The 26,258-nt window shown below is 70.8% G+C and carries 22 protein-coding genes; 14 read left to right on the forward strand and 8 right to left on the reverse strand.

Going from position 1 to position 26,258, the window contains the following annotated elements; translation table 11 throughout:
• Positions 1 to 79: 79 nt before the first annotated feature.
• From ACLQ2T_RS23950 to ACLQ2T_RS23960, 3 genes are all read left to right on the forward strand, one after another.
• The gene (locus ACLQ2T_RS23950) at positions 80 to 3,040 is read left to right on the forward strand and encodes a helix-turn-helix transcriptional regulator (RefSeq protein WP_425768605.1); all 2,961 of its coding nucleotides are present in this window, start codon (positions 80 to 82) and stop codon (positions 3,038 to 3,040) included.
• 570 nt (positions 3,041 to 3,610) lie between these two features.
• The gene (locus tag ACLQ2T_RS23955; RefSeq protein WP_425768606.1) at positions 3,611 to 7,141 is read left to right on the forward strand and encodes a S8 family peptidase; all 3,531 of its coding nucleotides are present in this window, start codon (positions 3,611 to 3,613) and stop codon (positions 7,139 to 7,141) included.
• A 29-nt stretch (positions 7,142 to 7,170) separates the two neighbouring features.
• Positions 7,171 to 7,773: a hypothetical protein gene (locus ACLQ2T_RS23960; RefSeq protein ID WP_425768607.1), complete on the forward strand. Its 603-nt coding sequence runs from the start codon at positions 7,171 to 7,173 to the stop codon at positions 7,771 to 7,773.
• A gap of 194 nt (positions 7,774 to 7,967) precedes the next feature.
• Here ACLQ2T_RS23960 and ACLQ2T_RS23965 read toward each other — a convergent pair whose 3' ends face one another.
• Positions 7,968 to 9,077 (reverse strand): lytic polysaccharide monooxygenase auxiliary activity family 9 protein, encoded by a 1,110-nt coding sequence (locus ACLQ2T_RS23965; protein WP_425768608.1) that lies wholly within the window; start codon positions 9,075 to 9,077, stop codon positions 7,968 to 7,970.
• Between the two features lie 369 nt (positions 9,078 to 9,446).
• On the opposite strand from ACLQ2T_RS23965, the gene ACLQ2T_RS23970 reads away from it, so the two are divergent.
• Positions 9,447 to 10,382, forward strand: a complete 936-nt coding sequence (locus ACLQ2T_RS23970; RefSeq protein ID WP_425768678.1) for a PfkB family carbohydrate kinase — start codon at positions 9,447 to 9,449, stop codon at positions 10,380 to 10,382.
• Between the two features lie 25 nt (positions 10,383 to 10,407).
• On the opposite strand, the gene ACLQ2T_RS23975 is transcribed toward ACLQ2T_RS23970, so the two are convergent.
• Together ACLQ2T_RS23975 and ACLQ2T_RS23980 are read right to left on the reverse strand one after the other, a co-directional pair.
• Positions 10,408 to 11,238, reverse strand: coding sequence for an MBL fold metallo-hydrolase (locus ACLQ2T_RS23975; RefSeq protein ID WP_425768609.1), 831 nt, complete (start codon positions 11,236 to 11,238; stop codon positions 10,408 to 10,410).
• The gene (locus ACLQ2T_RS23980; RefSeq protein WP_425768610.1) at positions 11,235 to 11,639 is read right to left on the reverse strand and encodes a thioesterase family protein; all 405 of its coding nucleotides are present in this window, start codon (positions 11,637 to 11,639) and stop codon (positions 11,235 to 11,237) included. Before ACLQ2T_RS23980 ends, ACLQ2T_RS23975 begins: the two co-directional genes overlap by 4 nt.
• A gap of 175 nt (positions 11,640 to 11,814) precedes the next feature.
• On the opposite strand from ACLQ2T_RS23980, the gene ACLQ2T_RS23985 reads away from it, so the two are divergent.
• A complete protein-coding gene (locus ACLQ2T_RS23985) occupies positions 11,815 to 12,849 on the forward strand; it encodes a phosphatase PAP2 family protein (RefSeq protein WP_425768611.1) in 1,035 nt (344 codons plus the stop codon).
• A 53-nt stretch (positions 12,850 to 12,902) separates the two neighbouring features.
• Here ACLQ2T_RS23985 and ACLQ2T_RS23990 read toward each other — a convergent pair whose 3' ends face one another.
• The 3 genes from ACLQ2T_RS23990 to ACLQ2T_RS24000 form a co-directional block, all read right to left on the reverse strand.
• Positions 12,903 to 14,342, reverse strand: a complete 1,440-nt coding sequence (locus ACLQ2T_RS23990) for a PH domain-containing protein (RefSeq protein WP_425768612.1) — start codon at positions 14,340 to 14,342, stop codon at positions 12,903 to 12,905.
• Positions 14,343 to 14,554: 212 nt separating this feature from the next.
• On the reverse strand, positions 14,555 to 15,097 hold the full coding sequence (locus ACLQ2T_RS23995; protein WP_425768613.1) for a PH domain-containing protein: 543 nt from the start codon (positions 15,095 to 15,097) through the stop codon (positions 14,555 to 14,557).
• Positions 15,087 to 15,353 carry a hypothetical protein gene (locus ACLQ2T_RS24000; protein ID WP_425768614.1) on the reverse strand — a complete coding sequence of 89 codons (267 nt, stop codon included), beginning with the start codon at positions 15,351 to 15,353 and terminating at the stop codon, positions 15,087 to 15,089. The genes ACLQ2T_RS23995 and ACLQ2T_RS24000 overlap by 11 nt, the downstream gene beginning before the upstream one ends.
• A 241-nt stretch (positions 15,354 to 15,594) precedes the next feature.
• Here ACLQ2T_RS24000 and ACLQ2T_RS24005 point away from each other — a divergent pair, with 241 nt between their 5' ends.
• The 3 genes from ACLQ2T_RS24005 to ACLQ2T_RS24015 are packed head-to-tail and all read left to right on the forward strand — an operon-like array spanning position 15,595 to position 18,646.
• Positions 15,595 to 16,704 (forward strand): AAA family ATPase, encoded by a 1,110-nt coding sequence (locus ACLQ2T_RS24005; protein ID WP_425768615.1) that lies wholly within the window; start codon positions 15,595 to 15,597, stop codon positions 16,702 to 16,704.
• Positions 16,683 to 17,699, forward strand: a complete 1,017-nt coding sequence (locus ACLQ2T_RS24010; protein ID WP_425768616.1) for a DUF58 domain-containing protein — start codon at positions 16,683 to 16,685, stop codon at positions 17,697 to 17,699. Before ACLQ2T_RS24005 ends, ACLQ2T_RS24010 begins: the two co-directional genes overlap by 22 nt.
• Entirely contained in the window at positions 17,696 to 18,646 is a 951-nt protein-coding gene (locus ACLQ2T_RS24015) for a VWA domain-containing protein (protein WP_425768617.1), read from the forward strand. Before ACLQ2T_RS24010 ends, ACLQ2T_RS24015 begins: the two co-directional genes overlap by 4 nt.
• Positions 18,647 to 18,768: 122 nt before the next feature.
• Here ACLQ2T_RS24015 and ACLQ2T_RS24020 read toward each other — a convergent pair whose 3' ends face one another.
• Positions 18,769 to 18,894, reverse strand: a complete 126-nt coding sequence (locus ACLQ2T_RS24020; RefSeq protein ID WP_425768618.1) for a hypothetical protein — start codon at positions 18,892 to 18,894, stop codon at positions 18,769 to 18,771.
• A gap of 528 nt (positions 18,895 to 19,422) precedes the next feature.
• On the opposite strand from ACLQ2T_RS24020, the gene fabG reads away from it, so the two are divergent.
• The 4 genes from fabG (at position 19,423) to ACLQ2T_RS24040 (ending at position 22,900) form a co-directional block, all read left to right on the forward strand.
• Positions 19,423 to 20,127: a 3-oxoacyl-ACP reductase FabG gene (fabG, locus tag ACLQ2T_RS24025; RefSeq protein ID WP_425768619.1), complete on the forward strand. Its 705-nt coding sequence runs from the start codon at positions 19,423 to 19,425 to the stop codon at positions 20,125 to 20,127.
• Positions 20,128 to 20,169: 42 nt separating this feature from the next.
• Positions 20,170 to 20,937 (forward strand): enoyl-ACP reductase FabI, encoded by a 768-nt coding sequence (gene fabI, locus ACLQ2T_RS24030; protein ID WP_425768620.1) that lies wholly within the window; start codon positions 20,170 to 20,172, stop codon positions 20,935 to 20,937.
• 112 nt (positions 20,938 to 21,049) lie between these two features.
• The gene (locus ACLQ2T_RS24035; protein WP_425768621.1) at positions 21,050 to 22,081 is read left to right on the forward strand and encodes a ferrochelatase; all 1,032 of its coding nucleotides are present in this window, start codon (positions 21,050 to 21,052) and stop codon (positions 22,079 to 22,081) included.
• Positions 22,082 to 22,120: 39 nt separating this feature from the next.
• The gene (locus tag ACLQ2T_RS24040; RefSeq protein ID WP_425768622.1) at positions 22,121 to 22,900 is read left to right on the forward strand and encodes an HAD-IIA family hydrolase; all 780 of its coding nucleotides are present in this window, start codon (positions 22,121 to 22,123) and stop codon (positions 22,898 to 22,900) included.
• A 109-nt stretch (positions 22,901 to 23,009) separates the two neighbouring features.
• On the opposite strand, the gene ACLQ2T_RS24045 is transcribed toward ACLQ2T_RS24040, so the two are convergent.
• Positions 23,010 to 23,804 (reverse strand): hypothetical protein, encoded by a 795-nt coding sequence (locus ACLQ2T_RS24045; RefSeq protein WP_425768623.1) that lies wholly within the window; start codon positions 23,802 to 23,804, stop codon positions 23,010 to 23,012.
• Between the two features lie 231 nt (positions 23,805 to 24,035).
• On the opposite strand from ACLQ2T_RS24045, the gene ACLQ2T_RS24050 reads away from it, so the two are divergent.
• Together ACLQ2T_RS24050 and ACLQ2T_RS24055 are read left to right on the forward strand one after the other, a co-directional pair.
• Complete coding sequence (locus tag ACLQ2T_RS24050; protein ID WP_425768624.1) at positions 24,036 to 24,848, forward strand: DUF3097 domain-containing protein; 813 nt, start codon at positions 24,036 to 24,038, stop codon at positions 24,846 to 24,848.
• 84 nt (positions 24,849 to 24,932) lie between these two features.
• Positions 24,933 to 26,213, forward strand: a complete 1,281-nt coding sequence (locus tag ACLQ2T_RS24055; protein ID WP_425768625.1) for an AI-2E family transporter — start codon at positions 24,933 to 24,935, stop codon at positions 26,211 to 26,213.
• The last annotated feature ends 45 nt before the right edge of the window (positions 26,214 to 26,258 follow it).

Genomic DNA, 26,258 nt, shown 5'->3' on the forward strand with positions numbered 1-26,258 from the left:
TAATATTTGCTAAAGTTTGATCATGGGCTAGCCTCCAGGCCAGAGTCGGCCGACCGGTGATCTGCCGGAGGAGGCGGCCATGAACAGCCAAACTGATGTCGATCGTCGTCAACTGCCAACGATCTCCACTCCTCGTTTCGTGGGGCGGGGCCGCGAGATGCGGGCGCTGTCCGCCGCCCTCGGACAACCGCCCGCCGTGGTCCTGCTGGAGGGCGAGGCGGGCATCGGCAAGACCCGGCTGTTGCGGGAGTTCCTGGCATCTCCATCCGGTCAGGGCCACCGGGCCCTCGTCGGTTCCTGCCCACCCCTGCGTGAGCCCTACACCCTCGGCGCAGTGGTTGACGCGGTGCGCGAAGGCGTCGGCAATGTCGCCGGGCTGCGGCTGAGCGGCCTGGCCGGAGCGCTTCGGCCGTTGTTTCCCGAATGGGCGGCCGACCTGCCACCCGCACCGGAGCCGGTCGAGGATCCGACGGCAGCGCGGCACCGACTCTTCCGCGCCTTCGTCGAGTTGCTCGGCCGCCTCGACGTAGCGGTGCTGGCGCTCGAGGACGTGCACTGGGCCGACGACGCCACCCTTGAGTTCCTGCTGTTCCTGGTTTCGCGCCGCCCTCAGCCGGCGAGCATAGTCGTGACCTACCGGCCCGAAGAGCTACCGTCCGACTCGTTGCTCCTGCGGCTGTCCTCTCGGCTGCCCGCCGATGCTCGCCTGTCCAGGATGGAACTCGAGCCGCTGTCGATCGATGACACCGCAGCCTTCGTCTCCTCGATGCTGGCCGACGAGCACGTCTCAGCCGAGTTCGCGGCCTTCCTGCACCAACGCACCGACGGCGTACCCATGGCGATGGAGGAATCGATACGCCTCATGCGGGAACGTGCCGACCTGATCCGCTTTGCCGGCGGCTGGGCGCGCCGCCGGCTGAGCCACATCGAGGTGCCGCCGACGATCCGTGACGCCGTGCTCGAACGTGTCGCACGGCTGCGGCCCGACACCGTCGCCATCCTGCGTGCCGCCGCGGTGCTCGCCGCCCCCGCCGATTACCTGACCCTCAACGCGGTCGCCGGTCTGCCGCCGGAGCGGGCCAGCGCCGCCGCAGCGGAGGCGCTCGGCTGCGGCCTGCTCCGTGAGGACCGGCGTGGGAAGGTGTCGTACCGCCACTCCCTGGCCTGCCGCGCGGTGTATGAGGCCGTCCCGGTGCCGGAACGCCACCTCATGCATCTGCGGGCCGGCAGGGCACTGGAAGGATCGGTGCTGCCGCCGGTAGCGCAACTGGCCCACCATTTCCGGCAGGCCGGCGAGACCGAGGCATGGTGCCGATACGCCGAACAGGCAGCCGACCTCGCCGCGCAATCCGGTGACGCGGCCACGGCCGCACTTCTGCTGCACCGGCTGGTCACCACCGTTGACCTGCCGGTCGAATCGCTGGTGCGGCTCGTGATGAAGATTCAGTTCCAGCCGTTGCCCGACGCAGACCCGTATTCGGACATCGTCGGTGTCCTGCGGTCCGCGCTGCGGAAGGAAGCGCTGACGTCGCAGCAGGAAGCAGCGGTACGTTTTCAGCTCGGCCGGGTCCTCATGGTGGCGGGCGCCTGGGAGGAGGCCCGACTCGAGGTCGAGCAGGCGACGGTCAATCTGGCGCCGGACTCGGAGCAGGCCGCGCGAGCACGAATCTTTCTTGCCCTTTCTCCCGGCACCGCCCGGCTGACCGAGGAGCAGCTACGTCAGCTACGCGAGGTACCGGCGGCCACGCTGTCGATCACGCCATACGAGCGACTACGCCTGCTCCAGGAGCGGACGTTCGCGCTGCTCATGCTCGGCGAGGAGACCGCCTGGGCCGAAGTGCGGCAGCTTCCCGAGGAAAGCTCGGATCCTCGCCAACGTGGGCTGATCGCGGCGAGCCACGCGAATATCGCCGAGGTGGCGATTCGTTGGGGCCGATACGACGAGGCCCGCCTGCGACTGGCCAAGGCCAGAGACCTTGCCGACAGATACCAGCTTGAGATGCTGTTCGGCGCCATCGCGGCGATCGAGGCACACCTGGACTGGTTCACCGGCGCCTGGGCCGGCCTGGCGGACCGGGTCGCCGCACTGATGTCCGCGCACGACGGCGTGTGGCTGAAGGACCAGCGCGAGGCGGCCCTGGTGGCGGGCCTGCTACGTGCGCTCACCGGAGAGCGGGAACAGGCGGAACGCCATCTGCTCCTCGCCGGCAGGGACGATCAGCAACGCATCGAATCCACGGCAGCGCTGGCCCGACTGCGACTGCGCGACGGATGTGTCGAGGAAGCGCTCCGCATCACCGAGGAGCCCGGAGAGGTGACGCTACGCAACGGAATCTGGCCGCGTAGCTCGGAAATCGCGCCAGTGCGGATTGAGGCTCTGGTTGCCGCTGGCCGAATCGACCAGGCCGACGATCTGGTCGTCGCCTTCCAGCGCGCCTTGGGCGACGCGCCCGCCCCGGCACCGCAGGCGTCCCTGGCGCTGTGCCGCGCGATCCTCACCGAAGCCCGCGGGCAGGCCGCCCATGCTGCCGCGCTGTTCGCTGAAGCGGTCGCAGCGTGGCAGGCGCTGCCTCGCCCGTACGATGCGCTACTCACCCGTGAGCGCCACGCCCGCTGCCTGCTCACCGTCGGTCAACCCGACGTCGCCTTGCCGATGCTCGCCGAGACGGCACGGGCCCTGACGGAACTGGGTGCCGGCATCGACGCCGACCGGATCTTGCAGGTTCTGCGGGAGTACGGGTGGAAGGGTGGCATGACGCGGGGCCGCGGCCGGCCGAGCTACGGCAACCAACTGTCGCCGCGCGAGCGCGAAGTTGCTCGCCTGCTGGTCGGTGGGTGGACGAACCGCCAGATCGCCGACGAGCTGATGGTGTCCACGCAGACCGTCTCCAGCCAGATCAAGTCGGCCATGCGCAAGTTGCAGGTGGCCTCCCGCACGGGACTCGCACTCAAGATCATGGAACTTGGCCTCGTCGAGCATGAGGCACTCCCACCGGCGCCGGACGAAAAAATTCAGCCGCCGTCAGGTGGCACGAAGTAAATCCGTGGGTGGGCGGACGGTTTAAATCCTGCACTTGGCCAATCGATCTACGGCCGAGGTGATCCCACACTGTCCTCATGGAGCCAGGACAACCGTCTATGCCTGAGTCATCAGACAGCTCGCCGGAGTCGTCGAGCGAGTCGTTGGGCCACGCGGAGCTGGCGGGATCGTCGATCGACTCGGCCGGCGCACCGATAAAAATCGATGCGAGTGGAGTCGACGTCGATGGCGAATACGAGCCGCTCTAGTGAGGAGGCCGAGGGTCAGAGTGGGGTTTCTTCATTCGGCTGCACGACCATTTTTCGGTACGTCGGCGGAACAGTTACCAGTCAGCAGGAGGAATTCTATGCATTCCGCAAGCCGCCACCAAGGCGAGTCACAAATCGTACCTCGGCAGGAGGCCGACAGATGAGGCCAGGTCCGGCGATGAAACCCTTCGGGCGACGCTTGGGCGCCCTGACCGTCGGTCTGACCATCTTCGGGATGGTCGCGTCAACCTCGCCGGCGAACGCCGACACGCCAACCCAGCAGGGCCCGCGACCGGATGTCACAGCGCCCCGGAGCTTGCCGGTGACCATCAGCGAAGACGCCCTGCGGGTCGCTGCCGGCTCCGGCGCAAGCCTGCCGCTGACACTGATCACCGGCGACAAGGTGCATGTCGGTATCGGCGCGGACGCGAAGCCGGTCGTACGGGAGATCGAAGCCGCCCCCAGACCCGACGGCGAGAATGTCACCTTCCACACCATCACCAGGAAGGGCAGCGTCTACGTCGTACCGAACGACGCCCTGTCGCTGATCGAGCAGGGATTGCTGGACTGGGGACTGTTCGACCTTGCCAAGCTGGCCGCGCACGTGGCGGAGGGCACGGTCGACCGGGTGCCGGTGCTGATCACCTACCACCAGAACCTCCGGATGCGGGCCGCACCGAAGGTGGCCGGTGCACGAACCGGGTCCACTCTGGCCAGCATCAACGCCCAGTCGATGGACATCCAGGGTGACGGCCGGTGGTGGCAGGAGGTGCGCGGCAAGGACGACATCGGCGTGGCCGCCGCCAGGACGGCCGGTGCACTGTCCGGAGTCAAGAAGGTATGGCTCAACGAACTGGCCCGCATCAACCTTGACACCTCCGTAGCGCAGATCAATGCGCCGATCGTGTGGGACCGCGGCTACGACGGATCGGGTGTGACCGTCGCGGTACTCGACAGCGGTATCGACCCCAACCACCCGGATGTGGCCGACAAGATCGTCGAGCAGGTCGACTTCACTGGTGACGCGAGCGGCCCGAAGGACGGGCACGGGCATGGGACGCACGTGGCGGCTACCGTCGCCGGCAGCGGTGCCGCCTCCAACGGCCTGCGCAAGGGAGTGGCGCCGGCGGCGAAACTCCTGGTCGGCAAGGTCTGCGGCGACGGCGGCTCCTGCCCCACCGATGCCGTCATCGCCGGTATGGAGTGGGCTGCCCACTCCGACGCCAAGGTCGTGAACATGAGCCTCGGCGCCGGGGCCACCGACGGAACCGACCCGTTGAGCGAGGCGCTCAACAACCTGAGCCGCAGCACGGGAACCCTCTTCGTCGTCTCGGCGGGCAACTCCGGACCAGGCGACAGCACCGTCGGAGCCCCGGGAGCTGCCGACGAGGCGCTGACCGTGGCGGCCGTGGACAAGGAAGACGCCATGGCCGACTTCTCCAGCCGCGGACCGCGACTGGGAGACGGCGCGGCGAAGCCGGACATCGCGGCTCCAGGCGTCAGGATCGTCGCTGCGCGCGCCGCCGGTACGGCGATGGGTACCGTGGTGGACGAGCACTACACCAGCGCCAGCGGCACCTCGATGGCCGCCCCGCACGTTGCCGGGGCCGCAGCCATCATCGCGGAGAAGTACCCGGAGCTGACTGGGCAAGAGATCAAGGGGCTCCTGATGTCCACCGCCGTGGACCTCGGGCACGGCGTGTACGCCCAGGGCGTCGGCCGGGTCGACCTGGCCCGAGCCGTCGACCCGACCATCACCACCACCGGAAACCTGCACTTCGGCCGGCACACCTACCCCCACTCACCGGTGGTCAGGACGCTCACCTACACCAACCACACCGACCAGCCGATCACGCTGAATCTCTCGGCCTCGGTCGCCTCCAACGGCCAGTCCGCTCCCGCAGGGCTGTTCAGCTTCGGCACTGACCAGGTGACCGTGCCCGCGCACGGGACCACGGAGGTGACCGTCACCGTCGACGGCAGGGTGCTGGAGCGCGGTGGGCAGTACGGCAGCTACACCGGTGTGCTGACAGCTCGGGATGCCGACGGCGTCGTGCAGGCGTCCAATCGGATCAGCGCCTTCCTCGAGCCGGAGCGCATCGAGCTGACCATCGACGTCATCCCACCGGCCGGTGCCACCTCCGTCAGGTACGGCAACGCACTGATCGTTCCCGTGGATGACAAGGTGCACCTGCACGACGACGCGGTGAGCGTGCCCGGCGGTAACCGGATCACCGCACACCTGTTCGAGGGCACCTTCGCCGCCACCCTCTCGGTCACCTGGCAGGACGCGCGCGGCGAGCAGCACAGCGCACTTCCGATGGCCACCGAGGTGAAGCTGAGCAGACCCACCAGCGTCACCCTCGACCTGCGTAAGGCGAAGCCGGTCAGGGCGAAGACCCCGAAGCCGACGGAAACCTACTTCGCGGCGCAGGTCATCGCGCGGACGTCCGCTACCGGTGACTGGGGCATGACGGCGCAACAGACCGCATCGAACTACGGCGCCTACGACCCGAACTGGTGGGCCCTGCCCACCGACAAGGTGCGTACCGGCACCCTGACCCACAGCACCTATCTGGTGCAGACCACACCTCTGATCACCATGAAGGTCACCGGTGGGGGCAGCTCCTTCGACCTGTCCGCCCGCTACAGCACCCCCGACAGCTCCGTGTATCGCAACGATCTGCAGTGGACGGAGGGGGAGAACACCTTCTACCAGCCGCTGCGGCTGCGCGTTCCCCGGCTGCCGAACAGCGGGACGAAGGCTGTCGTCTACGGCAGCATGGGGTTGGCGGACGACCTGGCGAAGATCGACGCCAGGGGCAAGCTGGTGCTGCTGACACCGACCGACATCTGCCCGTCGACGACCTGTCAGGTCACTTCGCTGCGCGAACGGGTTGCGGCGGTGGCTGCCGCGGGGGGCGTCGGTGTGCTGGTGGCCGGCCCGCCGGGTCTGCAAAGACTGACGTTCGTCGAGCCCACCATCAGCTGCCCGGACGGGCCGGAGAGCTGCCCGGCGGTCGAACCGTACGCCGCGCTGCCGATCCTGACCGTGCCGGCGGATGAGGCCAACCGGCTGATCGAGCGGCTCGAGGCCAAGCCGAAGAAGGCCTCGTCCGTCCGAATCAAGCTCGGCGGCAGCCCTGACCCGCAGGTCTACACCCTCGCGTTCCACGACTCGGGTCGGGTGCCCAACAAGCTGCCGTACCAGGTGCGACACAACGACCTCGACCGGGTCGACCACCGTTTCCACGCCAACCGGCCGGGAGAGGTCTCCAGCCTTACGTGGGGGCAGTGGACCGAATCCGGCCCGGACCCGGTGTCCGCCAGCCTGCCGCTCACGAGCACCCAAGACATGCTCACCACGTTCGTCACCCGGCAGAAGAACGCCATCAACAAGTTCGCATTCACGTGGGTCGACCACACCGAAAAGCCAACGCCATCGTCGAATCAGCAAGAGGACCAGGAGTTGCTGGCCGGTGTGGCGCAGACGGTTTACTGGAACACCGGTCCGACCCTGCCCGGTGCGGTGCCGCAGGTCCGTACCAGGTCGGGCTTCACCCTCGACACGGGAACGCTCTGCGCAGGGTGCCGGCAGGCTGACACCTTCTACCCGAACATGTATCTGACCACCAGCAGTGGCGGCCGCCAGGCGATGATCGGCATCGTCAACAACGAGGGGCTCGCCGAGGTGTACTTCGGAATCAACAACTGCGAGCCGTCCGCGTGTGACTTCAGGCTCTCGGATGAGTCCGGCAACGAACTTGAACGCCGGCTCGCGCCCGTCTCCGCCGTGATCGGCAGCGGTGCGGCCGGCAACCCGGTGGCCCGGACCTCTGGTGGCCAGCGATGAGGGCCGAATCGAAAAGGGAGGCCGACGCAATGAACACGACGTCGCCGTCGTTGCGGCGAAAGGCAACACTCGCGGGGCTGGTAGCCGCGGGGATCGTCGCGCTGGGATGCGCGGCGGGTGGTGACATCGTCGCCTACGATCTGCCGCCGGAATCGGCCCGCTACACCTTCGAGGCGGAGACCAACGGCGTCAAGACCGTGTGGGAGTACACCTCGGGCAAGCCGACCGAGGGGGACGTCTCGGAGTCGCAGCCCTGCATGGGCGACGTCGTCGGGGGGGTGGGCGAGTGCCGTCCCGAGCCGCTGATCTTCCTCCGCTACGACCTGGGTCTTGACCTGGACAACACGGTCAAGGCCGGGAGCGTGCACCAGGTCAAGATCACCGGCTACTACCAGGAAGGCCTCAGCACGCCGCCGAAGGTGACCGATCTGCGCGCGGAGGTCAGCTTCGACGGTGGCCGGAGCTGGCAGCCGGCGCCGACGAAGGCCGCCGGGAAGAACACCTACACCGCGACGGTCAAGCACCCGAAGCGGGGCCAGACCGCCGAAGGGGTCGGGTTGCGGATCAGCGCTACCGACAGCGGTGGCAACACCGTGAAGCAGACCATCCCCACGGCGTACCGGCTGCGCTGAGCGGTACCGCGGACGGGGTGACCCGATCCGAGGCGCGGTCGGGGCGAGACACTCTCGCCCCGACCGCGCCCTTGTCTGTGGCGGCCGGTGTAGCCGAGACCGGACTGAGGCGCCTGGGGCACCAGTGGCGCTTCAGGCGTTGACGGACAAGCGGAAGGGGGCCCCGACCGGGGCCCCCTTCGTGGTGCTGGTGATCAGCTGGCGGTGCAGGTGATCGTGGGGGTGGTGCTGGTGCCGCTGGCCAGGAAGCCGAAGGTCGTACTGACGTTTGTGTAGAGGGTGCCGTTGTACGACACGTTGCGGGCCGTCACCGTCGATCCGGAGGTGGTGTGCGTGGCGTTCCAGACCTGACTGATCTGCTGACCACTGGCGAGGCTCCAGCTTGCGGTCCAGCCGCTCATCGGCGAGAGGCTGGTGTTCTTGATCTCCACCTCACCCTGGAAGCCACCGGACCAGCTGTTGGTCAGCTTGAAGGTGGCCGTGCAGCTGCTGTTGCCGGGCGGCGGGGTGGTGGGCGGCGGGGTGCTCGGCGGCGGGGTGGTCGGCGGGGGAGTGGTGGGCGGCGGGGTGGTGGGCGGCGGGGTGGTGCCACCGTTGCCGATGCCGGTCACCTCACCGTTGCCGCCGTCGAAGACCACGTCGGAGCAGCCGAAGAAGTTCTCCTGGCTGTCCGAGCGGACCCAGCGGGAGTAGATGATGTGCCGGCCACTCTTGTTCGCCGGCAGGTTGCCGGTGAAGTAGTAGTGGCCGTCGTTGGTGCCGACCGCGCCGCGCTGCGGCGGGTTGGTCACCGTGAGGAACGGCTGGGTCTCCAGGTCGTCCCAGGCCAGCGCACGGGTCGGGCTCCAGCTGTCCTTGGTCACGTAGAAGTAGAACGTGCCCGGGTGGTGGGCCCAGTTGCTGTACCGGAACTCCATGGAGCGGCCGGCGGTCAGGTGGGTCAACGGCCAGTCGTTGCGGGCCAGGTCGAAGCCGCGGAAACCGGTCGCGCCGCCGCTGCACAGCTGCCCGTCCGGAATGAAGCCGGTGGTGCGACCGCCGGCGTCCGAACGCAGCACGCTGAACCAGTTGTAGAGGGAGTTCGTGCCGCTCTGCGCGACAGCCGCCGCGCAGGCCGGGTTCTGCGGACGGATCTCGCCGGTGGGGGAGAGCCCGTCACGCCAACAGAGGTAGGTACGGGCACCCGGGGTCATCGCCGCGCCGTGCGCGGCGGCCGGGTCGGGGCTGGCGGTCACGGCTACGACCGCGCTCGCAGCGAGGGTGATGGCCGCGAAGAATACCGCGGCCAGACGAGGACGGTGCACAGGTTCTCCTGACTCGCGGGGACACCGGTCTGGTGGCCCCGCCGGAACGCGCGGGGGATGACGAGGTATGCCAACCCCGCTGCTGTAGGCGGATGCGATCGATGCGGCGACCCGCGCCCAGGTCGGATGGCCCGACAGGCGGGTGCCGTCAGCATGCGGTCGACGCGTAGATGCCCTCGCGTGCGATGAACCCGGCGCCGGTGACGCGCAGCCCCGCGTCACCCGGCACTCTCTATCCCAGCACGGGTGGCGCATCGGCGCAATAGCCATTTCTCGATGTCGGCTCGGTCGATGCGCCGCCTCGCCCACCCGACCGGCTCCGGCTGTGCCAGCCTGAACATCCCGACGGTGGACGGAAGGATCGGCTCGATGGGATACGCGGTGGTGCTCGGCGAGGCGCTGGTCGACCTGCTCGACACGGAGTACGACGGTGTGCCGGTCTACCGGCAGGCCATCGGTGGCGCCCCGCTCAACGTCGCGGTGGGCATCGCCCGGCTCGGCGGTGCGGTGCAGTTCGTCGGCTCCCTCGGTGACGACGCGCTCGCCGAGCGGATCCGCACCTTCCTCACCTCGGCCGGGGTCGGTCTGACCGGCACGGTCACCGCCGCCGTACCGACCACCCTGGCGGTGGCCACCTTCACCGGCGCCGAACCGGACTTCCGCTTCTACGGCGACCCGCCCTCGTACGCCCTGCTGAACCCGGAGGACCTGGACGTCGGGCTGATCCAGGGCGCGCAGGTGCTCTCCTGCGGGTCGATCGTGCTGCTGTCGCCGGCACCGCTGGCCGCCGCGCGGCGGGCCTGGTCGCTGGCGACCGGCCTGCGGGTGTTCGACCCCAACGTCCGGCCCCGGCTGCTGTCCGGCCCGGCGGCGTTGGCCGACCTGCGCGAGGTGGTCGCCGAGTTCGCCGCCGGGGCGCACCTGGTCAAGTTGAGCTCCGCCGACGCGGAGTTGCTCTATCCGGGTGAGCCGGCCGAGGGGGTGGCGGCCTACCTGCGGGAGTTGGGGGCCGGCACCGTCGTGGTCACCCTGGGCGCCGCCGGTGCGGTGGTCACCGCCGCCGACACCGATCCGGTACGGGTACCCGCCCCACGGGTCAGCGCGGTCGACGCCACCGGCGCGGGTGACTCCGTACTGGCCGCCCTCGTCGCTGACCTGCTGCTCGCCGGGGAACCGGTCGACCCGACCGGGTGGGCCGAGCGGGTGGCCTTCGCCCTGCGGGTCGCCGGACTGGTCTGCGAGCGTCCCGGGGGTGCGGTCGCCATGCCCACCCGGGCCGAGGTCGCCGACCGGTTCCCCGGCTGACCCCTGCGGCCCGGCCGTCACCCGGTCAGATCGTGCCGTCCAACTCGGCGTAGCCACGACGGGCGGCCCACAGCGCGGCACGGGCCGGAAAGGGTGCGTCCGCGGCTACCCGCTCCGGTGGGGTCGAGCCGGTGTGCCCGGCCCGGATCAGCCAGGCCAGCTCGACCAGTTGAGCGTGCTGCGCCCGGACGAAGTCGACCCCCACCGGCGTACCGTGCCCGGGTACCACGACCGTCGAGGGGGTGGCCCAGCGCAGCAGTTCGGCCACCGCCTCCGGCCACTGCAAGGGGTAGGAGTCCTCGAAGGCGGGCGGGCCGGACTCCTCCACCAGGTCACCGACGACGAGCACGTCGGCGTCGGGCACCTGCACCACGAGGTCGGCGTCGGTGTGCCCACGACCGGGATGGCGCAGCAGCACCGGCCGCCCCCCGATGTCGAGGGTGACCTCGGTACGCACAGTGTGGGTGGGCGCCAGCACCTCGACCTCGGTCACCTCGGCGGCCAGCTCGGGATGCTCGTCGCGCAGCTCCGCGTACGCCTCCCGGCGTAGCCCCTCCGGGTCCTCGCGCAACGCCGCCGCGGCCAGTTCGTGCGCCCAGATCGGGCGCGCCCCCTCGGCGGCCAGGGTGGCGTTGCCGAAGCAGTGGTCGAAGTGGTGATGGGTGTTGACCAGGGTCAGCGGGTCGGCGGTGACCGCGCGTACCGCCTCGGCCAGCTCGACCGCCTGCCCGACGGTGGACAGGGTGTCGACCAGCAGAGCCTGTCCCTCGCCCAGCACCAGGGTGACGTTGACCGCCAGCAGCGGCTCCCGCAGCACCAGGACCCGGTCGGCGACCTCGACGAAGCCACCCGTCATGAGGCTCCGCCCGCCCGCTCGATGAAGCGCTGCCGGTCGACCAGCACCCGCTCCACCCGACCTCGCGCGACCGTCTGCTCGCCTTCGGTGACGGTCACCTCGAAGGTCAACCGACGCCTGTCGAGGGCCGTCAGTTCGGCCTGGGCGGTCACCGTCCGGCCCACCAGGGTCGCGGCCAGGTGATCCAACTCCACCCGGGTACCGACCGTGGTGGTCCCGGGCGACAACTGGCCGGTGATCGCCGCCACCGTCGCCGCCTCGGCCAGCGCGACCACCCGGGGTGTGCCGAGCACGGGCACGTCGCCGGAGCCCAGGGCCTGGGCGGTGTCGGCGTCGGTGACGGTCAACGCGACGCGGGCCACCAGGCCCGGCGTCAGGGCATGATCCGACTGCTCCTGCATGGCCACAGCGTAGGTGCTGGCCCGGCGCTGGGGCGGGTGGCCGCCACGATCACCGCGATCCGGGCCGTCCCCGACCCCGGACGACCGGCCGCAGGGATGCGACCCCGGTCACTGCCCGGCGCGGCAGGTGGTCCTGCGTCGGACGGTGGTTGATGCGCCGTTAACCTTGTCCGCGATGTCTGCTGTGACCGACCCCCAGCCCACCGCCCCCACCGAGGCACCCGCCCCACCGGATGGCGGTCGCCGCCGGGTGGTCGCGATGTTGGTGTGGGCTCTCGCGTTCGTGGTGTGCTGGCTGGCCATCGGCCTGCCCACCGATCCCCTGTACGCCTTCTTCTGGATCTGGGCCGGCACCATCGCCTGGAACTCCGACCGCCCGTGGCGCAGCCACCTGCGGTTCGCCCGGGACTGGGTGCCGGTGGTGCTGCTGCTGGTCGCGTACAACCTGTCCCGTGGCTTCGCCTACCACGACGGGACGGTCCCGCACGCGTACGAGTTGATCCTTGCCGACCGGCTGATGTTCGGCTGGCTCACCGGCGGTGAGGTGCCGACGGTCTGGTTGCAGCAGCACCTCTACCACCCCGACGTGCGCTGGTACGACGTGCTCGTCAGCTGGGTGTACTTCTCCCATTTCGTGGCGGCGCTGGCCGCCGCCGCGGTGCTCTGGGTGCACTCTCGCGCCCGCTGGGCGGCCTTCATGCGCCGCTGGTTCTTCCTCTGCGCCGCCGGCCTGGTCACCTACTTCCTCTACCCGGCCGCCCCGCCCTGGTGGGCGGCGCAGAACGGGCTGCTGGAGGAGGTGGCACGCATCTCCACCCGGGGGTGGCGGGAGTTCGGCATGCACGGCGCCGGCAACCTGCTCAACGCCGGCCAGTTGGCCTCCAACCCGGTGGCCGCCATGCCGTCGCTGCACACCGCGTTCGCCCTGTTCGTGGTGCTGTTCTTCCTGAGCGGGGTGCGGCGTCGCTGGTGGCCGCTGCTGCTGGCGTATCCGCTGGCGATGACCTTCACGCTGGTCTACAGCGGCGAGCACTACGTGATCGACGTGCTGGTCGGTTGGGCGTACGTCGGGATGACCTTCCTGGCGGTGGGCCTGGCCGAGCGCTGGTGGGCCCGCCGAAAGGCCCGCCGCACCCCGACCGACACCGACACCCCCGCCGACCCGCCGGTCACCCCGGTCGACCCCACCACCGTCCCGGCTACCCGCTGACCGATCCTCGCGGTCGGGCGGTCACCCCTGGCCGGCGGCGTGGGGTCGGGCTGTCACTCCTGGCGGCGGGCGGCGTGGCCCCGCGCGGACAACTCCGCCGCCAACTGCCAGGCCTCGGCCAGATCCCGGTCCACGGCGGCCGCTCCGGCCCCACCGGCCGTGTCGGCACGGACCGTGGCCAGCCGCAGCAGCCGCTGCAACGGCCCCTGCACCACCCGGACACTCTGCAACCGGGCGTACGGCACGACGGTCACCTGGCGGGTGAGCAGGCCGGAGCGCACCGCGAAGACCTGCGGGGTCAGGCCGGCACCGAGCACCTGACGGCTCAGCGGGTTGAGCCAGCGGGCCCGCTCCGGCGGCGGGGTCAGCGGCAGCGACGACAGATCGACCCCCGGCAGCACCTCGGCCATGATCGTCTCGGCGGTGGACAGGTCACCGACCGGCAGCAGACGGTCGGGGCGGCTGCGCTGGTCCGGCTCGCCGCCGGAGTAACCCGCCACCTCCAGGCGCATCCGCAACCAGCCCTTGAACCGCCAGAGCAGCGGCCAGGTCACCCCGACGGTCTGCACCCGGTGCAGGGGTACGGTCTGCATCCTGGTCTCCAGCAGACCGTTGCGGATACGCAGCCGGTCCTCGTCGCGGGCCAGTTGGAAACGCCAGTCGTCCAGCACCCGGCGGACCGGTTGCAGGAGGATGCCGGCCATCGCGGTCAGCGTGCTGGCCACCGCGATGAACGACCAGGAACCCTCCGACAGGAACTGCGCGGCGACGAAGAGCACACCGAACGGCAGCAGGAACGCCTGGGGGGTGAGCAACTGACTGATCAGCAGATCCTGGTTGCGTACCGAATGCAGTTGCCTGCCGGTCGGCGGCTCGGCTCCGGTAGGAGTGGCCATCGGAGCGGGCCGGGGCCCGGCACCGGTTGCGCCGGTGGTCGGTGACCCGGCCAGGGCCAGCAGGCGTTCCCGCAGCGCGGAGGCCTCGGCGAGGCTGAGAAAGGCCAGCGGGGCCTCGGTCTTACCGCCGCCGACCACCTCCAACCGCAACTCGGCCAGCCCGGTGAGCTGGGCGAGCAGGGGTCGGACCACCTCGACGGCCTGGAGGCGTTCCAGTGGGATCGCCCGGGTCCGGCGCCACAACAGCCCCTCGTGGATCCGCAGCTCGCGGCCCACCACCTGGTAGCCGGTGTTGTACCAACTGACCACGGCCAGCACGGCAGCGCCCAGGACGATCACGGACACCATCGCCGCGAACCAGCCGAACCCGACCCGGGACAATGTCGACCAGGACAGCCCGGCGATGACCACGACCAGCGACCGGGCGCTGTGCAGCACCGGACTCAGCGGATGCAGCCGCTGCCGGGCCTGCGGTACCTCCGGCGAGCCCAGCCAACCACCTGGCGGATACTGCGGCGGCCCCGCGCCCGGGAGATACCCGTACGGATGCTGCGGTGGCACCGCCCCCGGGAGATACCCCACCGGCGGCGGACCCATCGGCGGCCCGGCCGGTGGCGGAACCGTTGCGGGCCAGGCAGGTGGTGGTGGCCCGGTCAGTGGCGGCGGCCCTGCCAACGGCGGTGGTCCGGTCGGTGGCGGGGCTGCCGGGGGTGGGCTGGTTGGCGGTGGTGGGGCTGCTGGGGAGCCGGCGGAGGGTGCGGTGTCCGGCGGCGGCGTGGTGCGGCCCGAGTCCCCGCCGGCGGGGACGCTCACAGCCCTTCCGCCCGGTCCTCGCCGAGCGCGGTGAGCCGGTCGCGCAACCGGGAGGCCTCCGCGGGCCGAAGACCCGGCACCCGGGCGTCACTGGCCGCCGCCGCGGTATGCAACTGCACGGTGGCCAGGTCGAAGGCCCGCTCCAGGGGGCCGGCACTGACGTCGACGAACTGCATCCGGGAGTACGGCACGATGGAGAGCCGACGGACCAGCAGCCCGTGCCGCACCAGCAGATCGTTCTCCCGTTCGGCGTAGCCCCAGGCGCGTACCGCCCGGACGATCGTCACCGCGCGCCAGAGGGCGAAGAACAGGAGCAGGCCGAGGGCCAGCCCGAAGGGCCAGGCGCTGGTGAACGCCCAGCCGACCCCGAGAATGATCGACAGTACGACCACCGTGGCGGACAGTCGCAGCAACTCCACCCAGATCAGATCTCGGGAGATCGACTGCCAGTGGACCGTGTCCGGCCACGGCTCAAGTGGGCTGGGGTGCCCGGCGTCCGATCCCGGCAACGAGCCGCCGCCCACCTGATCACCGGTCATGGGGCCCGCCTTCTGTTGTACGCGTCCACTCTTCGAGGGTAGGCGATTCGGCCAACGGGGCGACCTCTCGCAGGAAGCCCCGCGCGGTGAGGAAGTCGCTGAGATGACCGCGGTGCGCGTCGCAGGCCAGCCAGGTCTTGCGCCGCTCGGGCTGGTGCAGACGCGGATTGTTCCAGCGCAGTGACCACCCGGCCGAGGCGTGACACCCACGGGCCGAACAGACCAGGACCTGGGTGGAGGTGTCGGGGTCGCTCATCCCGGCCAGTCTAGGGCGGCGGGAGAAAGACGATGAGCGCCGGGCGACCACGGGGGAAGCCGCCCGGCGACGGGAGAATGGTACACACGCCGAGGCGGATTCTGTCCACTGGTGATCGGCGATTCGGTGCCGAGGAGCGGGCGTGGCGAAAATCGGTCGCTCCCGCCGTCCGTACTCAGCCGGGCATGCGAGGCTTGGTAGCGCACACGCCGCGACGACCGATTCATGCTGTGGAGGACCGGTGGCCCAGCCGACCACGCCCGACGCCCCGACCCCGAACGGGACGCAGCCGCAGGCGCCCGCCGCGCCGACCACACCGGCGCAGGACGCCGGCCTGCTGGAGCGGGCCCTGTTCGAGATCAAACGGGTGATCGTCGGACAGGACCGGATGGTGGAGCGGATGTTCGTGGCCCTGCTGGCCCGGGGGCACTGCCTGCTGGAGGGTGTGCCGGGGGTGGCCAAGACCCTGGCGGTGGAGACCCTGGCCAAGGTCGTCGGCGGCTCCTTCGCCCGGGTGCAGTTCACCCCGGACCTGGTGCCGGCCGACATCATGGGCACCCGGATCTACCGGCAGTCCAGCGAGAAGTTCGACGTGGAACTGGGCCCGGTGTTCGTCAACTTCCTGCTCGCCGACGAGATCAACCGGGCCCCGGCCAAGGTGCAGTCGGCGCTGCTGGAGGTGATGAGCGAGCGGCAGGTCTCCATCGGCGGGGAGAGCCACCGGGTACCGAACCCCTTCCTGGTGATGGCCACCCAGAACCCGATCGAGCAGGAGGGGGTCTACCCCCTGCCGGAGGCCCAGCGGGACCGCTTCCTCATGAAGATCGTCGTGGGCTATCCGACCGACGCCGAGGAGCGGGAGATCGTCTACCGGATGGGGGTGGCCCCACCCGAGCCCACCACCGTGTTCGACACCGAGGACCTGATCGCCCTGCAACGCAAGGCCGACCAGGTGTTCGTACACAATGCGCTGATCGACTACGCGGTGCGGCTGGTGCTGGCCACCCGTACCCCTGCCGAGCACGGGATGCCCGACGTGGCGCGACTGATCCAGTACGGTGCCAGCCCACGGGCCTCCCTCGGTCTGGTCCGGGCCACCCGGGCGCTGGCCCTGCTGCGCGGTCGGGACTACGCCCTGCCGCAGGACGTTCAGGACATCGCGCCGGACATCCTGCGACACCGGCTGGTGCTCAGCTACGACGCCCTCGCCGACGACGTGCCGGCCGACCACGTGGTGCATCGGGTCATGTCGACCATCCCCCTGCCTTCGGTGGCGCCCCGGCAGCAGGCGACCCCGCCGCCATCGGGGGCGGGAGCGCCGACCTCGGGGTGGCCCGGGCAGCGGCCGTGACCTCGACCACCCCTCCTCGCGGTCACCGGGAACCCGCACCGGCGGACAACCGCTCCGGTGCCGTGCTGGCCCGGTTGCAACTGCTGGTCACCCGCAAACTCGACGGGCTGTTGCAGGGCGACTACGCCGGACTCCTGCCGGGGCCGGGCAGCGAGGCGGGCGAGTCGCGGGAGTACCGCCCCGGTGACGACGTACGCCGGATGGACTGGCCGGTCACCGCCCGTACGACCACCCCGCACGTACGGCGTACGGTGGCCGACCGTGAGCTGGAGACCTGGTTGGCGGTGGACCTGTCGGCGAGCCTGGACTTCGGCACCGGCCGGTGGCTCAAGCGGGAGGTGGTGATCGCCGCGGCGGCGGCCATCACCCATCTGACCGTGCGGGGCGGCAACCGGATCGGCGCGGTGGTCGGCAGTGGCGACGAGGTGCCCGCACCGCGTCGGGGTCGCCGGGTGGCGCCTGTCCCCGCCGGGCCGGGGCGGCTGGTCCGGCTGCCGGCCCGGTCCGGGCGCAAGGAGGCCCAGGGCATGTTGCGGGCCATCGCCGGCACGGAGAGTCGGCCCGGTCGCAGTGACCTCGGCGCGCTGGTGGACATGCTCAACCGTCCACCTCGGCGGCGTGGGGTCGCGGTGGTCATCTCCGACTTCCTCGCCCCGCCGACCCAGTGGGCCCGCCCGCTGCGCAAGCTGCGGGTACGGCACGACGTGCTGGCGATCGAGGTGGTCGATCCGCGGGAACTGGAGCTACCCGACGTCGGGGTGCTGCCCGTCGTCGACCCGGAGACCGGGGAGCTGCACGAGGTGCAGACCGCCGATCCGGGCCTGCGGCACCGGTACGCGGCGGCGGCAACCGCCCAGCGCGCGGAGATCTCCGCCGCCCTGCGTACCGCCGGTGCCGCACACCTGCGACTGCGTACGGACCGAGACTGGCTGCTGGACATGGTGCGCTTCGTGGCCGGGCAACGGCACGCGCGTACCCGGGGGACGACACGATGATCCGACTGCTCCAACCGTGGTGGCTGCTGGCCGTACTGCCGGTGCTCGCCCTCGCCGCGTTGTACGTCTGGCGGCAGTTGCGCCGCCGGGAGTACGCGATGCGGTTCACCAACGTGGACCTGCTGCGCACGGTGGCGCCGAAGGGGCTGGGCTGGCGGCGGCACGTCCCGGCGACCGCCTTCCTGCTGGCCCTGCTGGTGCTGGCCGGTGCCCTGGCCCGCCCGGCGATGGACACCCGGGAACCCCTGGAACGCGCCACCATCATGCTGGCCATCGACGTGTCGTTGTCGATGCAGGCCGACGACGTGCCGCCGAACCGGTTGGAGGCGGCCCAGGAGGCGGCCAAGCAGTTCGTCCGGGAACTGCCCGAGACGTACAACGTGGGGTTGGTCTCCTTCGCCAAGTCGGCGAACGTGCTGGTGCCCCCGACCAAGGACCGCCCCGCGGTGACCAGTGCCATCGACGGGCTGGCGCTGGCCGAGGCGACCGCTACCGGGGAGGCGGTCTTCACCTGCCTGGAGGCGATCCGGTCGGTACCGGCCGACGGGGCGGCCGGGATCCCACCGGCCCGGATCGTGCTGCTGTCCGACGGCTTCCGCACCGCCGGTAGGTCGGTGGAGGAGGCCGCCGCGGCGGCCCAGGCGGCCAACGTGCCGGTCTCCACGATCGCCTTCGGTACGGACGCCGGTCATGTGGCCATCGGCGGGCAGTTGCAACGGGTGCCGGTGGACCGGATGGCCCTGGCCGCACTGGCCGAGACGACCGAGGGCTACTTCTACGAGGCCGCCTCGGTCAGCGAACTCAAGCAGGTGTACCAGGACATGGGCAGCTCGATCGGCTTCCGGACCGAGGCCCGGGAGATCACCCAGTGGTACGCGGGCATCGCCCTGCTGCTGGCCCTCTGCGCCGGTGCCACCAGCCTGCTCTGGTCCTCCCGCCTGGTCTGACCACCCCGCTCAGTCGTGGTGATCACGCTCGATCCAGGATCGCGTGGCCTGGCGGCGCGCGCTGAGCCACTCGATCCTGGATCGAGCACGATCTCGCCGGGGGGTCACCCTGGGCGGGGCGGTCAGTGGGTGCCGCTGGCCATCACGAACAGGACGGCCACCCAGACGGCGGCGAGGGTGAAGCCCAACGGGGCGACGTAGCGGCTCATGACTGACTCCGGGGTGAGCGGTTCGTCGACCCAGGACACGGCTGGACCGGCGAGGAGTGAATCGGGGACGCACACACACGAAGTCGTGACCGGGGGCTTCCGGTTGGCACCCGCAGGATCGACCACCCCGGCTTTACGGGCCGGAGGGCGGTGGCGGAGTGCGCGGGGAGCGGGCCAGCTCAGGCGGAGAAACTCTCAGCGTGACTGGCGGTCGGCCCGGCCACGACTGGGAGGATCGCTATCTGGCACAGCGATCACCTCCTGGAGTCGGTCGGTCCGGGCGATACGGGCCGCCGAGCGCCCCGCAGACGCCAGTCAGCGTACACCCGGTAGCGCACCGGGGCGCATTCGGCCGACCGCCCCCGCACGCCGGGGTCGACTGCCCGGCACCGACCGGCGGCGGAAGCCGGAAAAGGCTGGTAGGAGACCGGATGACCCCGCCTGGGCGCACTCCGGCCGGACGAGGTGTAAGTGAGCACCACAGGTGCGATGACGTGGGTCGGGTTAGCGATTACCGTGCGGTAGCGCCTAGTCTCCACCCCGCAGCGATCTTTTGGAGGGACGCCCGTGTCTCGAACTGTGTTGGTTACCGGTGGCAACCGTGGCATCGGCCTGGCCATCGCCCAGGCCTTCGCCAAGCAGGGCGACCGGGTGGCGATCACGCACCGGGGTAGCGGCGCACCCGACGGGATCTTCGGCGTGCGGTGCGACGTCACCGACAGCGAGTCGGTCGACGCGGCGTTCGCTGCGGTGGAGGCGGAGTTCGGCCCGGTGGAGGTGTTGGTCGCCAACGCCGGCATCACTGACGACACCCTGCTGCTGCGGATGTCCGAGGAGCAGTTCACCCGGGTGCTGGACACCAACCTGACCGGGGCGTACCGCTGCGCCAAGCGGGCGTCGTCGAAGATGCTGCGGGCCAAGTGGGGTCGCATGATCTTCATCTCCTCGGTGGTCGGTCTCTCCGGCGGTGCCGGCCAGGTCAACTACGCGGCCAGCAAGGCCGGCCTGGTCGGGGTGGCCCGCTCGATCACCCGTGAGCTGGGCGGCCGCAACATCACCGCCAACGTCGTCGCGCCCGGCTTCATCGAGACCGACATGACCGCCAAACTCTCCGAGGAGCGCCGGGCGGAGATCCTCAGGGCCATCCCGGCGGGCCGGATGGCCAGCGCGGAAGAGGTCGCCTCGGTCGTCACCTGGCTGGCCGGTGACAGCACCGGTTACATCTCCGGCGCGGTCATCCCGGTCGACGGCGGCATGGGCATGGGCCACTGAGCCGAGCAGGCCACTGAACCTGAGCACGGAGGAATGAGCATAATGTCCGGACTGCTGGCCGGTAAGCGGCTGCTCGTCACCGGCGTCATCACCGACGCCTCCATCGCCTTCTCGGTGGCCAAGCTCGCCCAGGAGAACGGCGCCCAGGTCGTGTTGACCGGGTACGGCCGGCTCTCGCTGGTGGAGCGGATCGCCAGGCGGCTGCCCGAGGTGGCACCCGTCATCGAGCTGGACGTGACCGACCCCGAACACCTGGCCGGGCTGGCCGACAAGGTTCGTGAGCACGTCGACGGCCTGGACGGGGTGGTGCACTCGATCGGGTTCGCCCCGCAGAGCTGCCTCGGCGGTGGGTTCCTCGACGCCTCCTGGGAGGACGTGGCGACCGCCCTGCACGTGTCGACGTACTCCTACAAGTCCCTCGCCGTCGCGGCGCTGCCGCTGATGTCGCCGGGCGGTGCGGTGGTCGGGTTGACCTTCGACGCCACCCAGGCCTGGCCGGTGTACGACTGGATGGGCGTGGCCAAGGCCGGTCTGGAGTCCGCCTCCCGCTACCTGGCCCTGCACCTGGGCAAGCAGGGCATCCGCAGCAACCTGGTCGCCGCCGGTCCGCTGCGGACCATGGCCGCCAAGTCGATCCCCGGCTTCGAGCAGTTCGAGGACGCCTGGTCCGGACGCGCCCCGCTGGGCTGGGACCTCACCGACCAGGCGCCCGCCGCCCGGGCCTGCCTGGCCCTGCTGTCGGACTGGTTCCCCGCCACCACCGGCGAGATCGTGCACGTCGACGGCGGCTACCACGCGATCGGCGCCTAGGTGAAGGGAAGGGCTCCCTGTTAACGCCTACGGTGGAGCAGGGGGCCCTTCTTAACGGCCGGGAGCCGGGGGCGTTGCCGTGACGACGCCCGGCAGGGGCAAGAATGGGACCATGGCGTACGACGCGGTGGTGCTGGTCTCCTTCGGTGGCCCGGAGGGGCCGGACGACGTGCTGCCCTTCCTCCAGAACGTCACCCGAGGACGGGGCATCCCGCCGCAGCGGCTGGCCGAGGTCGCCGAGCACTACCAGCACTTCGGCGGAGTCTCCCCGATCAACCAGCAGTGCCGGGACCTGCTCGCCGCGGTCCGCGCCGACTTCGCCGCCCACGGCCTGGACCTGCCGGTGTACTGGGGCAACCGCAACTGGCACCCGATGCTCGCCGACACCCTGGCCCAGATGCGCGACGACGGGGTACGGCGGGCCCTGGCGTTGGCCACCAGCGCCTTCGGCGGGTACTCCTCCTGTCGGCAGTACCAGGAGGACATCACCGCCGCCCGGGCCGCGGTCGGCTCGGACGCACCCGTGATCGAGAAGCTGCGCCAGTTCTGGGACCATCCCGGTTTCGTCGAGCCGCACATCGACGCGGTACGGGCCGCGCTGAGCCGACTCGACCCGGCTCGGCGGAACACCACCCGGCTGGTCTTCACCGCCCACTCCGTACCGGTGACCATGGCCGACAGCGCGGGCCCGCACGGTGGCCGGTACACCGCCCAGTTGGCCGAGACGGCCCGGCTGGTGCACGCGGGCGCCGCCCCCGACCTGCCCTACGACCTGGTGTGGCAGAGCCGATCCGGGCCGCCGCACGTGCCGTGGCTGGAGCCGGACATCAACGACCACCTGACCGCCCTGGCCGATCAGCAGGTGACCGGGGTGGTGGTCAGCCCGATCGGCTTCGTCTCCGATCACCTGGAGGTGATCTGGGACCTGGACACCGAGGCGCGGGACACGGCCACCCGACTCGGCCTGGACTATGTCCGGGCGGCCACTCCGGGCACCGATCCCCGCTTCGTGACCATGGTGCGGGAACTGGTCCAGGAACGCATCGACCCGGCCGGGGTCGACCTGCGTCGCCGGCTCGGTGAGCTGCCGATGTGGGACACCTGCCCCTCGGTCTGCTGCGTCCCGCCCCGCCGCCCCTCCTGACCGGCACTGGCGACCCCGACACCCCCTGCGGAGACGAGCATGCAAGACCGTAAACCCGTCGAGAGTTGGCTCACCGACATGGACGGTGTGCTGGTGCACGAGGGCCAGCCCATACCGGGTGCCCCGGAGTTCATCAAACGGATGCGGGCCTCCGGCAAGCCGTTCCTGGTGTTGACCAACAACTCCATCTACACCCCGCGGGACCTCCAGGCACGCCTGGCCCGGATGGGTCTGGACGTGCCGGAGCAGGCGATCTGGTCCTCGGCGCTGGCCACCGCCCAGTTCCTGGCCGACCAGCGGCCGGGCGGGACCGCGTACGTCATCGGGGAGGCCGGGCTGACCACGGCGCTGCACGCGGTCGGCTACGTGCTCAGCGACTTCGCCCCCGACTACGTGGTGCTGGGGGAGACCCGCACCTACAGCTTCGAGGCGATCACCAAGGCGATCCGGCTGATCGACGACGGGGCCCGGTTCATCTGCACCAACCCCGACGCCACCGGCCCGTCGGCCGAGGGTGCCCTGCCCGCCGCCGGTTCCGTGGCCGCGATGATCTCGAAGGCGACCGGGGTGGAGCCGTACTTCGTCGGCAAGCCCAACCCGATGATGATGCGTTCGGCGCTGAACACCATCGACGCCCACTCGGAGAGCACCGCGATGATCGGTGACCGGATGGACACCGACATCCTCTGTGGCCTGGAGGCCGGGCTGGAGACCATCCTGGTGCTGACCGGCATCAGCACCCGGACGGAGGCCGAACGCTACCCGTACCGTCCGTCGCGCATCGTCAACTCCGTGGCCGACCTGATCGACGAGATCTGACCAGCTCCGGCGTTCGGGCAGATCGGCGCCGGCCAGACGGGCCGGGTGTCGCGGCGCAGGAAGTCGGCGCGCGCCGTACGGCATGGGGTCCTCGGCGCCGCTTCGCGGCTTACGGGCGCAGGGGGGCGTTGCAGGCGGCGACGAGGGCCTGACGGCAGGCGGTGGTCAGGGGGCGTAGTGCGGCGTCGCGCTGCTGGGCCTCGTGGTTGTTGACCGCGCCGCCGGGTGCGGCGTGCCCGGCCAGGGCGAGCACCCGGTCGAGTACGGCGGCCCGGGCGAACAACCGGCGCGATCGTGGGTCGAAGCCGGGCGGCAGGTCGGTGGTGCCGTCCGGGCGGCGCAGGGCCTCCAGGGCCCCGGCCAGCTCGGGCCGCCACTGGGCGATGTCCAGTCGGGTCAGCGCCGCGGTCGTGTCGGCGAGCGCGGCGGCCAACTCCGCCTCTGCCTCGGCGGCGCCGGGCAGGGTGAGCGAGGCGGCCGGGGCGTTGGCCGGCAGGGGGTACACCCGCCAGAGCACGGTCTCGAAGGTGTCCCCGGAGCCGGAGGTGTGCACCCGTACCTCCGGGATCAGGCCCATCGGACCGGCGATGACCGCCTCACCGGTGACCAGGGCGGCACCGGCGAAGTCACCCGGGCCGGGCAGACCACGGGGGTCGCCCGGGGCCGGCAGCACCAGCCGGATCTCGTCCGGCGAGAGCTTGGCCAGGGTGGGCAGGGCCTCCCGCAGCGGCACGTCCGTCCACGTGCCGGGCGCGTCGGCGACCAGGTGCTCCTCGTCACCGGCGACCTCGTCGGCGACTTCGTCGAAGGGCACCAGCCCGGCGCGCCACGCGCGCACCCAGGCAACGAACCGGCTCGACCGGCGCGGCGCAAGGATGGCCGCACCCGCAGCGGGGGTGGACATGCCGAAAGAGTACGTGTTCTTGCCCGCCCCTGTCTCGACTGCCGCCCTCCACCCCCTCCCACCCCGCCCTTCGCGCTCCTGCTGCGGCACCGTCGATCATGCACTTTTGGTCGCTGGTTCATCCACTTCTGTACCTTTCGTCGCGACGGTAAGTGCATGATCGGCGGTTCCGGGTGGGGTGGGCGGCGCGTCGGGATGTGGGGTGGGACGGGTGGGGCTAGCGTGCGGGGGATGGGGCGGCGGTATGGCGAGGACGTTCTGGCGGGGGACTGGCGGCGGCGGAAGGTGATTCCGGAGGTCGACGCCGAGGCGGACCTGGTGGTCGAGGACGCCGATTCGGGTTTCTGTGGCGCGGTGGTCGGGTTCGAGTCCGGTGCGGTGGTGCTGGAGGACCGGCACGGTAAGCGGCGCAACTTCCCGCTGCGCCCGGCCGCCTTCCTGCTCGACGGTCAGCCGGTCACCCTGCGTCGACCCGCTCGGGCGCCGGTGCCGGCCGCGCGTCGGCGTACCGCCTCGGGTTCCGTCGCGGTCGACGGGGTGCGCGCCCGCGTCGCCCGGGCCAGTCGGATCTGGGTGGAGGGGATGCACGACGCCGCCCTGGTCGAGCGGATCTGGGGTGACGACCTGCGCATCGAGGGTGTGGTGGTGGAACCCCTGGAGGGCATCGACGACCTCGACGCCGCGGTACGCGAGTTCGGCCCGGCCCCGCACCGGCGGCTCGGCGTTCTCGTCGACCATCTCGTGCCCGGCTCGAAGGAGAGCCGGATCGTGGCCCGGGTGACCTCGCCGCATGTGCTGGTCACCGGGCATCCGTACGTCGACGTGTGGCAGGCGGTGAAGCCGGCGGCGCTGGGCATCCGGGCGTGGCCGGTGGTGCCGCCGGGGCGGCCGTGGAAGGAGGGCGTCTGCGCGGCGCTCGGGGTCGCCGAGCCGGCCGACATGTGGCGGCACATCCTGTCCCGGGTGAACACCTACGCGGAGGTGGAGACCCCGCTGATCAACGCCATGGAGCGGTTGATCGATTTCGTCACCGAGCCGGGATGATCCGCGCCGTCGGCGGCCTGTGTCGGGCTGGGCCGCAGGCGCTACGGTGTACCGCCTGATCCCTACCACTCCCGGGGGTGCCGGTTGAGCCGCTTCGAGCAGCCGCGACGGCGGGTGCGTCAGGCGTTCCTGGCGGGACGCGCGTCCGTACGCGCCGCCCGCGAGCGACAGCGCGAACGAGCGGAGATCCGCGCCCAGGATGCGGTCGCCGTCCCGCCGCCCTGGCAGCCCGTACCGCCGGTCGACGGCGGTGGCTCGACGACCAGCCGTGACGACTCCGATGTGCCGAAGGCGCTGCGGATCGCCGCCGCCTGGTCCTGGCGGCTGATCGTGATCGGGGTGGTCGGCTGGGCGCTGCTGCGCCTGATGGGCACCATTCGTATCGTCATCGTTCCCCTGCTGGTCGCCCTGCTGCTGACCGCCCTGCTGGCCCCGGCGGTGGGGTGGCTGCTGCGGTTGCGGGTGCCCCGGAGCCTGGCCACCGCAGTGGTGCTGATCAGCGGGCTCGGCGCGGTGGTGGGCACCCTGACCCTGGTGGTCAACCAGTTCATCGTCGGTCTGCCTGACCTGAGTGTGCGGGCCTCGGCCGGCATCGGGCAGATCCAGGACTGGTTGCGCGACGGCCCACTCGGCCTGTCCGACGGACAACTCAACGCCTACGTCGAGGCCGGCCAGAAGTGGATCAACGAGAACAGTCAGTCCCTGACCAGCGGGGCGATCAACACCGCCGGCACGGTGTTCGAGGTGTTCACCGGCACCCTGCTGGTGCTGTTCGCGATGTTCTTCTTCCTGCGCGACGGTGACCGGATCTGGCGGTTCCTGGTAGGGATGCTGCCGGAGGCGGCCCGTTGGCGGACCGACGACGCCGGTCGGGCCTCCTGGTTGACCCTGGTGGCGTACGTCCGGGCCACGGTGCTGGTGGCGTTCATCGACGCGCTGGGCATCGGGATCGCCCTGGTGCTGTTCGACGTGCCGTTCGCCTTCCCGCTGGCCGCTCTGGTGTTCCTCGGCGCCTTCATCCCGATCGTGGGTGCCACCCTGTCCGGTGCGGTGGCGGTCCTGGTCGCCCTGGTCGACAGCGGCTGGGTCACCGCGCTGGCCATTCTCGGGGCGGTGATCGTGGTGCAGCAGGTGGAGGGCAACGTCCTCCAGCCCTGGATCATGGGTCGGGCGGTGGCCCTGCATCCGTTGCCGGTGGTGTTGGCGGTGACCGCCGGCGTGGTGCTCGACGGCATCGTGGGCGCGCTGGTCGCCGTACCGTTGATCGCCGTGCTCAACACCGCGGTCCGCCGCCTGGCCCGCCGCCCCCCGGAACCGGCCCCACCCATCCCCGACGCGGTGGTCGTCCGCTCCACCGCGCCATAACATCCCCTCTCTCCGCCCCCCACCCCCGGATCTCCGCGTTGATCA

Source organism: Micromonospora sp. DT229, assembly GCF_049844505.1.
GTDB lineage: Bacteria > Actinomycetota > Actinomycetes > Mycobacteriales > Micromonosporaceae > Micromonospora.

What these genes read in the sequence shown, in the direction of transcription:
- ACLQ2T_RS23950 (WP_425768605.1), top strand. Translation starts at nt 80, where the DNA reads ATGAACAGCCAAACTGATGTCGATCGTCGTCAACTGCCAACGATCTCC.
- ACLQ2T_RS24015 (WP_425768617.1), top strand. Translation starts at nt 17,696, where the DNA reads ATGATCCGACTGCTCCAACCGTGGTGGCTGCTGGCCGTACTGCCGGTG.
- ACLQ2T_RS24035 (WP_425768621.1), top strand. Translation starts at nt 21,050, where the DNA reads ATGGCGTACGACGCGGTGGTGCTGGTCTCCTTCGGTGGCCCGGAGGGG.
- ACLQ2T_RS24040 (WP_425768622.1), top strand. Translation starts at nt 22,121, where the DNA reads ATGCAAGACCGTAAACCCGTCGAGAGTTGGCTCACCGACATGGACGGT.
- ACLQ2T_RS23980 (WP_425768610.1), bottom strand. Translation starts at nt 11,639, where the DNA reads ATGCAGGAGCAGTCGGATCATGCCCTGACGCCGGGCCTGGTGGCCCGC.
- ACLQ2T_RS23975 (WP_425768609.1), bottom strand. Translation starts at nt 11,238, where the DNA reads ATGACGGGTGGCTTCGTCGAGGTCGCCGACCGGGTCCTGGTGCTGCGG.
- ACLQ2T_RS23970 (WP_425768678.1), top strand. Translation starts at nt 9,447, where the DNA reads ATGGGATACGCGGTGGTGCTCGGCGAGGCGCTGGTCGACCTGCTCGAC.
- ACLQ2T_RS23995 (WP_425768613.1), bottom strand. Translation starts at nt 15,097, where the DNA reads ATGACCGGTGATCAGGTGGGCGGCGGCTCGTTGCCGGGATCGGACGCC.
- ACLQ2T_RS24000 (WP_425768614.1), bottom strand. Translation starts at nt 15,353, where the DNA reads ATGAGCGACCCCGACACCTCCACCCAGGTCCTGGTCTGTTCGGCCCGT.
- ACLQ2T_RS23985 (WP_425768611.1), top strand. Translation starts at nt 11,815, where the DNA reads ATGTCTGCTGTGACCGACCCCCAGCCCACCGCCCCCACCGAGGCACCC.
- ACLQ2T_RS24050 (WP_425768624.1), top strand. Translation starts at nt 24,036, where the DNA reads ATGGGGCGGCGGTATGGCGAGGACGTTCTGGCGGGGGACTGGCGGCGG.
- ACLQ2T_RS23990 (WP_425768612.1), bottom strand. Translation starts at nt 14,342, where the DNA reads ATGGGTCCGCCGCCGGTGGGGTATCTCCCGGGGGCGGTGCCACCGCAG.
- ACLQ2T_RS23960 (WP_425768607.1), top strand. Translation starts at nt 7,171, where the DNA reads ATGAACACGACGTCGCCGTCGTTGCGGCGAAAGGCAACACTCGCGGGG.
- fabI (WP_425768620.1), top strand. Translation starts at nt 20,170, where the DNA reads ATGTCCGGACTGCTGGCCGGTAAGCGGCTGCTCGTCACCGGCGTCATC.
- ACLQ2T_RS24045 (WP_425768623.1), bottom strand. Translation starts at nt 23,804, where the DNA reads ATGTCCACCCCCGCTGCGGGTGCGGCCATCCTTGCGCCGCGCCGGTCG.